Origin of the sequence: Ruminococcus sp. B05 (genome assembly GCF_003628495.1) — a bacterium.
GTDB classification, from domain to species: Bacteria; Bacillota; Clostridia; order Lachnospirales; family Lachnospiraceae; genus Schaedlerella; species Schaedlerella hominis.
The window spans coordinates 1-8,676 of sequence record NZ_RBZR01000046.1; the positions used below are offsets into that span (position 1 = coordinate 1).

Below are 8,676 nucleotides of genomic sequence, written 5' to 3' on the forward strand. Positions count from 1 at the left end.
TGGAATCTACCATAATCACCGTCGCTTCATCATCTGTAAGATCTTTGATGATAACCGGCATTTTCTCTAGTCCAGCAAGTTCACATGCTCGTTTTCGCCGATGACCAGCTACCAGCTCATAACCACCGGATTCTCTCAACCGCACAATACCAGGAACCAACACGCCATATTGTGTAATACTTTCCGCTAATTCTTCCATTTTCTTATCATCTCTTACTTGAAACGGGTGATTCGTAAATGGATGAAGACTTCCTATTGCTATCTCACTAATTCCATTGGTTGTCTCTTCGTTTGTTCCAAACAATGCATCAAGCGGCTGTAAGGAAACGGGAGTTGCTCTTTTTTTAGATGGCATCTTTCAGCACCTCCTCCGTCACTCTCCGATAAGCTTCTGTAGCTTTGCCTTTCGGATCATAAGAGAAAATACTCTGTCCTTCTCTGACTGCTTCCTTCATTCTTACAGAAAATGGAATATAATTATCGAAGATATGAATTTGACTTCCATATACATTTCTGAGAAGTTCCATATTATTCCTGGCATCATTCGTATGAGCATCGACCATCGTAAACAGAATTCCACCGACTTGCAGCTTCGAATTGATTTGCTTACGGACCTTACCGATTGTTTTTAATAACTGCTGCAATCCTTTGATTGGCAGGTAAGACGCTTCAACCGGAATTAGTACTTCATCTGATGCAGCCAGTGCATTGATTGTGATCATTCCCAATGATGGCATACAATCAATGATAATTGCATCATATTGATCCTTGATACCATATAAAATCTGTTTCAATACATATTCCCTGCTCATTGCATTTACCAACTGTACTTCCGTACCTGCCAGTCCAATGTTAGAACAGATAATGTCTATTCCTTCTGCCTGATGCCTGATATAACAGTCTGAAGGAATATCTTCATCTTTCATTACTGTATCCATAAGAGCTGTAAGTGTTTCATTACTTTCATCACAATCACGATATCCAAATCCTGCGGATACATCAGACTGTGGATCGGCATCAACGATTAACACTTTCATATTCTTTTGTGCTAATCCTACTGCTAAATTAGCTGTACATGCTGATTTTCCCGTTCCCCCTTTTTGGTTTACAATAGAAATTACTTTTGCCATAATCTTTCCCTTCTTTCTTGTTAAATAAAAAGACTGAATCAGACAGCTGAGATATAAATCTCATGCGAGCTAATTCAGTCCAAAATATATTTTTATTCAATTATCACCGCTTTCGTGGTATAGTAAATACATCTCAGCAGAGTTCTGAAATTCTATTACTTCTGTACTGTGTTATTTATAAAAGAGAGGCCTTTCCTTCATAAATTCGTTGATTGGTTACGAAATTTATTTAGGACTAAATCGCTAGAGCCCTTGTATTATAAGGGGTTCTGCCTTGTGTCATTATAATAACACAAGCACCACCATTCAAAATATTCATCATTGGTATCGGTAGTTTTTTCGCATTTACACCCCCGAGATAACGATACAGCGGAATCTGTAATGCATTTGCCGCCGCATGGGCACATGCAAGTGACACACCCAGCAATGCATTGGCTCCTAATTTCTTTTTATTCAAGGTTCCATCTAACTGAATCAATACCCGGTCAATTTCGCTCTGCCCAAAAATATTCATTCCGATGATGCTTTCTGCAATCTGATTGTTCACATGTTCCACTGCCAGTTGGACACCTTTCCCTCCATATCGCACCCCTCCATCTCTTAATTCTACCGCCTCATATTTTCCGGTAGATGCTCCTGATGGAACAGCCGCCTTACCGATTATATTCTCTCCTACAAGCACTTCCACTTCTATTGTCGGATTCCCTCTGGAATCTAATATTTCTCTTGCGTACACATCTCGTATAGGCATGTATTCATACATAACAAAAACCTCCTTTAATTTTAGTATTCCAAGAAGGTTTTATTTCATACTATTGTAAATTTATTTTTCTCTCCAAAATATTACATCATCCCACTATTTGCTCCGTCTGTCCGGAATAACAAATATCCACACAAGCGAACTAACTAACAGCAAATATGGATAAAATAGCTTTGGCATGATCTGGAATGCTGTTATCTCATAGCCCAGCTCATTCACTGCTGAAATTGCAACCAGCATCTGTGCTCCATAAGGGATCACCCCTTGGAATACACACGAAAATGTATCTAACAGAGACGCTGCTTTTCGTGGTTTAATATTATATTCGCGTGACATCTCCTGTGCGATTGGGTTTGCCATTACAATCGCAACTGTATTATTTGCAGTCGCAATATCCATTGCTCCTACAAGCATTCCCATTCCCAACTGACCACCTTTATTTCCTTTAAAGATTTTTTTAATAAACTGCAGTAACGCCTCAAAACCACCATATTCACGGATTAAAGCACACATCGCCGCTACCAAAACAGCTACCATACTAGTTTCAAACATTCCGGCAGCCCCTGACCCCATATTACTCAGCAGATCTATTGCCTGAACGTATCCCCCCGCAATCATAATAATTGATCCGGACACAATTCCAATCAGCAATACCACAAATACATTAATTCCTACAATTCCACCTGCCAATACCAACAGATATGGTACAATCTGCACCAGGTTATATGACTGCTGGATTTGACCATTTATATCCGTCTTAAATGATAAAACCAATATAATGATCAAAGTTACCACCGCTGCCGGAAGAGCAATCCAGAAGTTTTCTTTAAACTTATCTTTCATCGCACATCCTTGTCCATTACATGCCGCAATCGTTGTGTCGGATATAAACGATAAGTTATCTCCAAACATTGCTCCTCCCATAACAGCTCCTACGCATAATGGAACTGAAAATCCAGAAGCACCTGCCACTGCCACTGCAATCGGCACAATTAACGTGATTGTTCCAACTGATGTTCCCATAGCTGTCGATACAAAACAAGCGACTACAAACAATACTGCAACTGCGAATCTTGCCGGAATCATAGAAAGCATAAAATACGCAACACTTTCTGCACTGTCACGCCCTACAACTCCTACAAATGAACCTGCCGTCAAAAAAATCAACAACATCGTGATAATATTCTTATCTGCCAGACCTTGTGCCATTAATCCCAGTTTTTCATCAAAACTAACTGTCCGGTTCTGCAGACAAGCTACAAGTATGGCCACCAAAAATGCGATTACAATTGGCACATTATAAAATCCCATCGGAATATCCAGCACATACTCAAATAAAATTCCCAACCCAAGATACAACACAAGAAATACTACTATAGGCATCAAGGCAATTGGATTACTTTTTTTCTTTTGCATCATACTCTACTTCTCTCCTCATTTTTCCTAACAGAACCCATTGTACCATTCTTTTCTTATTTTGGACAGTGAAAATATTTTCCTTTTCCACAAAAAGTAAAACAGACGATCAATTTTCATCAATCATCTGTCTTTATTTATTTCAATTCAATTTTAGTGAAAATAATGATCTCCCAGCTGGTATCCCATACCGCCTTGATCAAAATAGAGACAATCTCCGATTGGATTACTTCCGGACAACGCATCTATTGCTGCCTGCATAGCACTTGGTGTATATCCTGCACTATATCTGACACTGTCAAGCCATCCTGTCATCGCCGGGCCAAATTGCCCTGACTGATACACAACCTCTGAAATACTGTTTGGATATACTGCACTTTTCACACGATTCATAATAACAGCTCCGACTGCCACTTGACCTTCGTAAGACTGATTTCCCGCCTCACAAAAAATAATCGACGCTAACAGTTCTTTGTCTGCTTCCTGAATCTGTGCTACAGCCGCTTCCTCTTCGGCTTTTCTTTGTGCCTCCGCCTGCTCTGCCGCAATACGCTCTGCTTCTTTTTTCTGTGCTTCCTCTAATTCGCGCTGTGCCTTTTCTTCCGCTTTTTTCTTCTCCTGCAAAGCTTTCTCTTCCGCTTCTTTTTCTGCTTGTTTCTGCTCTGCTATTTTCTTGTCCAACTCTTCTATTGTCAGCAATCCTGCCTCCTGGTATTCATTTTCCATAACAATCTCATCTGTTCTTTCCGAATCCTGAAGTAATTGAGCAAAGGATGCGATTTCCATGTGGTCGGATGCATACATCATTTCTGTATGATGCTCCGCAGCTTGTGTATTAACACCTAATGTCATCACCGTAACCGTGGTTGCAACTACCGCCATCGATACCCATCTTTTATATTGAATCATATAGTCTCCTCCTACAATTTCGTAACATTCTTTGCAATTTTATTTCACTTTGATTAACGAGTTATAATAAATTATATTCATTTTTTTCGTTTTTATTACAAATGTTACAATTTTGTTACGAGTCGACATTCTAATATAAAATTTCAAACTTGTCAACAATAAATTTTAATTTCCACTGATTGCCAGAACATCTCCCTTCTGAATAACTGTCTCTCCTTTTGGGATAACTGTCGAGCCATCTTCTCGTCGGATTAACGCAATCATTCGCTCTTCCATTTTCGGTAAATCTTTAATCTGACACCCGATTCTTCCATCTCCTTCTTCCACCGTTTCTTCCCTCAATACCATATCAATATCCCCTTCATAGGATTGCGCGCTCAGTACAAGAATATCTCCTTCTTTTATCTTCACTTCAGCCCTTGGGATAATATCCTCATCACCACGTTTGATCAAAACAATCAACATATTTTTTATCCGCAGTTCAGAAATCTTTTTACCCACATACTTATGATCCTTTTCCATTTTCATTTGAATTAATTGAATCTGTTGTTCTTCCTGATAATCACTAAATGTCTTCATAACATTTTGTTCATCATCTACCATATCAAGTCGTTCTGCAACCACCGGAAGTAAAAGACCCTGAAATGTAACAGAAATCAACGCCACACAAAATACGATGTTAAATACATCACTTTTCGTATAGACCGGGCTTACCGTCACCATAATTGCAAATACAATCGAAGCGGCTCCTCGCAATCCTGAAAATGCAATTAAGGTTTTCTGTTTAAAGCTTGCATGGAATGGCAAAAGCAACAAAAAAGTTGCTATCGGTCTGGCAATAAAAGTCAAACCCGCAAAAACCAATATTGCACTTCCTGCGATTCCCAACAATTGCGATGGGAAAACAAGTAATCCTAACAAGAAGAAAATTATAATCTGCGCCAGATGATTGATTCCATCAAAGAAATGAATTAATGCAACTTTATGCTCAAACTTCTGATTTCCTATTATAATTCCTTGTAAATATACGCTCAGATATCCATTTCCTCCAAGCAATACAGAACCTGCATAGGCAAGTAACACCAATGCGATCATCAAAATTGTATCCATTCCTTCGATTTCAAATTCAATATGCTGCAAACTCCATACAGCAAGTATACCAATCCCAATTCCGAACAAAAAACCGAGCCCAATCTATTTTATTAGCATCCAGACAATATTTTGATTGCTTAACGACATCCAACTCAGAATGATCATCGTCATCATATAAGCAACTGGATCGTTGCTTCCACTTTCTACTTCCAAAATAGATGCTGTTCCATCTTTTAAGTTTAACTGTTTTGATCGTAATATAGAAAATACTGACGCTGCATCCGTAGAACCAACAACTGCGCCTAGCAACATACCTTCTTTAAGAGACATATGTAATACGTAATGACAAAATATACCTGTCAATACCGATGTTAATACAACACCCAATGTTGACATACAAATTGATTGTTTAAGAACCGGCTTTGCCGCTTTTAAACTTGTTCCAAAACCACCATAAAACATAATAAAGACAAGTGCCGTAGAACAAATTTTTTCCGCTATCCCAAAATTATCAAATGGAATTTTAAAAATCCCTTCACTTCCAAATATCATTCCAATCGCCATAAACACTAAAACAGCCGGCACTCCAATCCTGTTTGTCAACTTGTTTGTCAAAATACATGTTATAATTACAACCGCACATAAAATTAAACTTGTCTCCACACACTCACCTCTTCTTTTTTTCTTCCTATTATAACATATATCCCCTTATAAAATGAGACGAAAAAAGAGACCCTGATATGTTCAACGCATATCAACGCCTCTTTTCACTACTATTTTTTATTCAAGAATGCCTCTGCATTCTTGCTGCGAGATGCGCGTCATGCAATGCATGACATACTTCTTCTGCGCATCTCTGCAATCCTGCCGGAGGCTATATCAGATGGGGGATTGACTCCCACCACTGATACTGATTCATTACTCGCCACCTACAGAGGTGGGAGTCATCTCACATCTGATGTTCTTATCTCATTTTAAAAATAGGACTGATTTTTTTGTAGATCAATAACACAATCAGTGAAACCAAAATACCTTTTAATAAGTTAAATGGTGCTACTGCAAATAACACAAATGTTGAAAGACTTGTGATGTGTGAATTAACTGCAGTTCCCATTGCTACTAATGCATCGATTGGCATTCCAAATGCTTTTGCATAAACCGGAAGTAATACAAATGCATTCATTGCACTTCCTACAACAACCATCAAAAGTGTTCCAGCTATCATACCAAGCAATGCGCCCTTTCTTGTACGTTTATATTTGTAAATAATACCTGCCGGTACACACAATGCACATCCTACCAGAAAATTTGCTAACTCTCCAACACCAGCTGTAGTTGTTCCGTTGATTACAAAGTTCAAAAGAATTTTAACAAATTCGATTGCCGCACCTGCCAGAGGTCCCATCACAAAGCATCCAACCATTACCGGAACTTCGCTGAAATCAATCTTGTAAAATGATGGTGCAAATGGAAGTGGAATCTCAAATAACATCAATACCACTGCGATCGCTGCAAGCATACCAATCTGAACCAACGTTCTTACTCCTACTTTTTGTATTTTTTCTGCTGTTGCTACATTACTACCTGTGCTCATCTTTTTTCTCTCCTTTAAAACAAATAGATTTTGAAAAGAAAGAAAGTCTTCTTGGAAGTGTTGTCAAAAAAGAAACCCCGGATTTTTTATCCGGGGTTTTTGTTATCTCTATGACATCAATTTCTTCTCTCATCCAGACTTTACTGTCGGTACTGGAATTCTCATCAAACTTATGAGTCACCAATTCAACCACTTATGTGGGTCGCGGACTATACCGCCGGTTGGGACTTGCACCCTACCCCGAAGAATTTCTTTGTTCAATTTCATACATAAGTATAATCATGTATTTTTATAAAATCAAGAGTTTTTCACAAATTAATTCTGATTTTCTGAACTTTTTCAAAATCTTCATCCACATTCTTGAAATCCTCTTTTGATTAGAAACTATTTTATTTCTTTTCGTCTGTTTTCCTTGCCTTTTCCATGATTTCTCCGTATTTACCTATAATATAACCATAATTCTCTCTCTTGTGAGGCAACATACACTCTGTGCAATCTTTAATCCCGCTCTCTGTATATCGAAAGTTTCCTCCACATTTATCTCCCAGAGTATATAACGGACAATAGCAAAATAAACAATTAAAATCTTCCGGATGATTTGTTTTATGACATGGAAAATACTCACATTCTTTATTGCAAAAAAAAGAGTAATGTTTCCCCTTCCATTTTGGCTGTTCACTCATTTTATATTCCTATCTTTCACAAATTTGCTCAATCACACAGAAACTAATTTTCTATCACTCATCACCTGAAGAGGTGGGAGTCTTCTCGACTGAGAGAACAAAGAATGTGCTTTGCACATTCTTGCGCCTGCGGCGGTCGCTTGCGACACCTACATTGTACGCCGCAGTGCGCATCCCTAGCGGAGCGATTTTTATATATTAGGAAAACACTTTCCTAATATATAAAAAATCACGAAGTACTTGACTTCGTGAAATACTATAACAATATCGGAGTGACGTGATTCGAACACGCGACCTCTACGTCCCGAACGTAGCGCTCTACCAAGCTGAGCCACACTCCGATAATAAAAGAATCTGGATAATCCAGATTCCAAGCTACGGAAAAGGGACTTGAACCCCTACTAACAGAGTCAGAGTCTGCTGTGCTGCCAATTACACCATTCCGCATCATCTTTATTATTCTTATTTGTCACACGCAACATGATTATTATATCAGACTGTCCAGAAAAATCAAGAGATTTTTTATATTTTTTTCGTTAGAATTTTCACCTCTTTAAGTGCTATTGTCAGATATTTGTTTGCTATTTGGTTCACGACAATTCCAAGCAAGAAAAAGACTATGCACTCCTGCTCAGCTTCGTCGGGCAAGCCCGACTCCAATTCGCTGGATTGCATAGTCTTTTTCTTGCTTTGTGGTGTACTGTGATCAAAATAGATGAAGCAATGAGGGATTTACTTTTCTGGGATTTGATGCATCTACATCCTGGGTTTATTTGCTGTCGCAGATGCCTTTTTGACAACTGATGTATCTGCACTGCCTTGATATTCATTGTTGCAGATGCTTTTTTTGAGACCGATATATCTGCAACCTACTTTTCTTTAAACTTGCAGATGCTTTTCAGCCTCCCCATCAATATGACCAAAGAAACTTTCCTGTGGCGCATTATCCCAACAGTTTCCACGCCTGGACATAGATTGGCGCAAATCATAATCTTCCAAAAGCTGTCGGAATGCAACACTTGTATAATGACATCCCTGATCTGAATGGATCCAAACTGTTGCGTCCATTTCATATGAATGTTTTTCCATAAG

General features: G+C 38.6%; 8 protein-coding genes, 2 tRNA genes, 3 pseudogenes and 1 riboswitch. All 13 genes and pseudogenes read right to left on the reverse strand.

The genetic code is table 11. The annotated features are described in order from the left end of the window. A partial coding sequence (locus D8Q48_RS16510; RefSeq protein WP_121057307.1) for a ParB N-terminal domain-containing protein occupies positions 1-355 on the reverse strand: 355 nt, incomplete at its 3' end. Next, positions 345-1,130 (reverse strand): ParA family protein, encoded by a 786-nt coding sequence (locus D8Q48_RS16515; RefSeq protein WP_121057310.1) that lies wholly within the window; start codon positions 1,128-1,130, stop codon positions 345-347. The genes D8Q48_RS16515 and D8Q48_RS16510, both read right to left, overlap by 11 nt. Before the next feature lie 298 nt (positions 1,131-1,428). Then, positions 1,429-1,893, reverse strand: a pseudogene (eno, locus tag D8Q48_RS16520) (phosphopyruvate hydratase); the annotation flags it as partial. Between the two features lie 93 nt (positions 1,894-1,986). After that, positions 1,987-3,309 (reverse strand): Na+/H+ antiporter NhaC family protein, encoded by a 1,323-nt coding sequence (locus D8Q48_RS16525; protein WP_117992134.1) that lies wholly within the window; start codon positions 3,307-3,309, stop codon positions 1,987-1,989. Between the two features lie 150 nt (positions 3,310-3,459). Beyond that, on the reverse strand, positions 3,460-4,215 hold the full coding sequence (locus D8Q48_RS16530) for a cell wall hydrolase (protein ID WP_121057314.1): 756 nt from the start codon (positions 4,213-4,215) through the stop codon (positions 3,460-3,462). Positions 4,216-4,380: 165 nt separating this feature from the next. Beyond that, positions 4,381-4,818, reverse strand: coding sequence for a TrkA C-terminal domain-containing protein (locus D8Q48_RS17730; protein ID WP_330514748.1), 438 nt, complete (start codon positions 4,816-4,818; stop codon positions 4,381-4,383). Positions 4,819-4,842: 24 nt separating this feature from the next. After that, positions 4,843-5,970: pseudogene (locus D8Q48_RS17735) on the reverse strand (potassium/proton antiporter); the annotation flags it as partial. 301 nt (positions 5,971-6,271) lie between these two features. Next, on the reverse strand, positions 6,272-6,901 hold the full coding sequence (locus D8Q48_RS16540) for an ECF transporter S component (RefSeq protein ID WP_117992137.1): 630 nt from the start codon (positions 6,899-6,901) through the stop codon (positions 6,272-6,274). Beyond that, positions 6,888-7,034, reverse strand: a complete 147-nt coding sequence (locus D8Q48_RS17340) for a hypothetical protein (protein WP_172697021.1) — start codon at positions 7,032-7,034, stop codon at positions 6,888-6,890. The genes D8Q48_RS16540 and D8Q48_RS17340 overlap by 14 nt, the downstream gene beginning before the upstream one ends. Next, a riboswitch (FMN riboswitch) is annotated at positions 7,019-7,153 on the reverse strand. It overlaps the preceding gene by 16 nt. Positions 7,154-7,290: 137 nt before the next feature. Then, a complete protein-coding gene (locus D8Q48_RS16545; RefSeq protein WP_121057316.1) occupies positions 7,291-7,584 on the reverse strand; it encodes a cysteine-rich small domain-containing protein in 294 nt (97 codons plus the stop codon). A 267-nt stretch (positions 7,585-7,851) separates the two neighbouring features. Further along, positions 7,852-7,925, reverse strand: a tRNA-Pro gene (locus tag D8Q48_RS16550). Between the two features lie 34 nt (positions 7,926-7,959). Beyond that, positions 7,960-8,031 (reverse strand) — tRNA-Gln (locus D8Q48_RS16555). A 474-nt stretch (positions 8,032-8,505) separates the two neighbouring features. Further along, positions 8,506-8,676, reverse strand: a pseudogene (locus D8Q48_RS16560) (DDE-type integrase/transposase/recombinase); the annotation flags it as partial.

Bases quoted from the DNA above. Each gene is read 5' to 3' on its own strand.
- D8Q48_RS16515 (WP_121057310.1), bottom strand. From the start codon at position 1,130: ATGGCAAAAGTAATTTCTATTGTAAACCAAAAAGGGGGAACGGGAAAA.
- D8Q48_RS16525 (WP_117992134.1), bottom strand. From the start codon at position 3,309: ATGATGCAAAAGAAAAAAAGTAATCCAATTGCCTTGATGCCTATAGTA.
- D8Q48_RS16530 (WP_121057314.1), bottom strand. From the start codon at position 4,215: ATGATTCAATATAAAAGATGGGTATCGATGGCGGTAGTTGCAACCACG.
- D8Q48_RS17730 (WP_330514748.1), bottom strand. From the start codon at position 4,818: ATGGTAGATGATGAACAAAATGTTATGAAGACATTTAGTGATTATCAG.
- D8Q48_RS16540 (WP_117992137.1), bottom strand. From the start codon at position 6,901: ATGAGCACAGGTAGTAATGTAGCAACAGCAGAAAAAATACAAAAAGTA.
- D8Q48_RS17340 (WP_172697021.1), bottom strand. From the start codon at position 7,034: ATGAGAGAAGAAATTGATGTCATAGAGATAACAAAAACCCCGGATAAA.
- D8Q48_RS16545 (WP_121057316.1), bottom strand. From the start codon at position 7,584: ATGAGTGAACAGCCAAAATGGAAGGGGAAACATTACTCTTTTTTTTGC.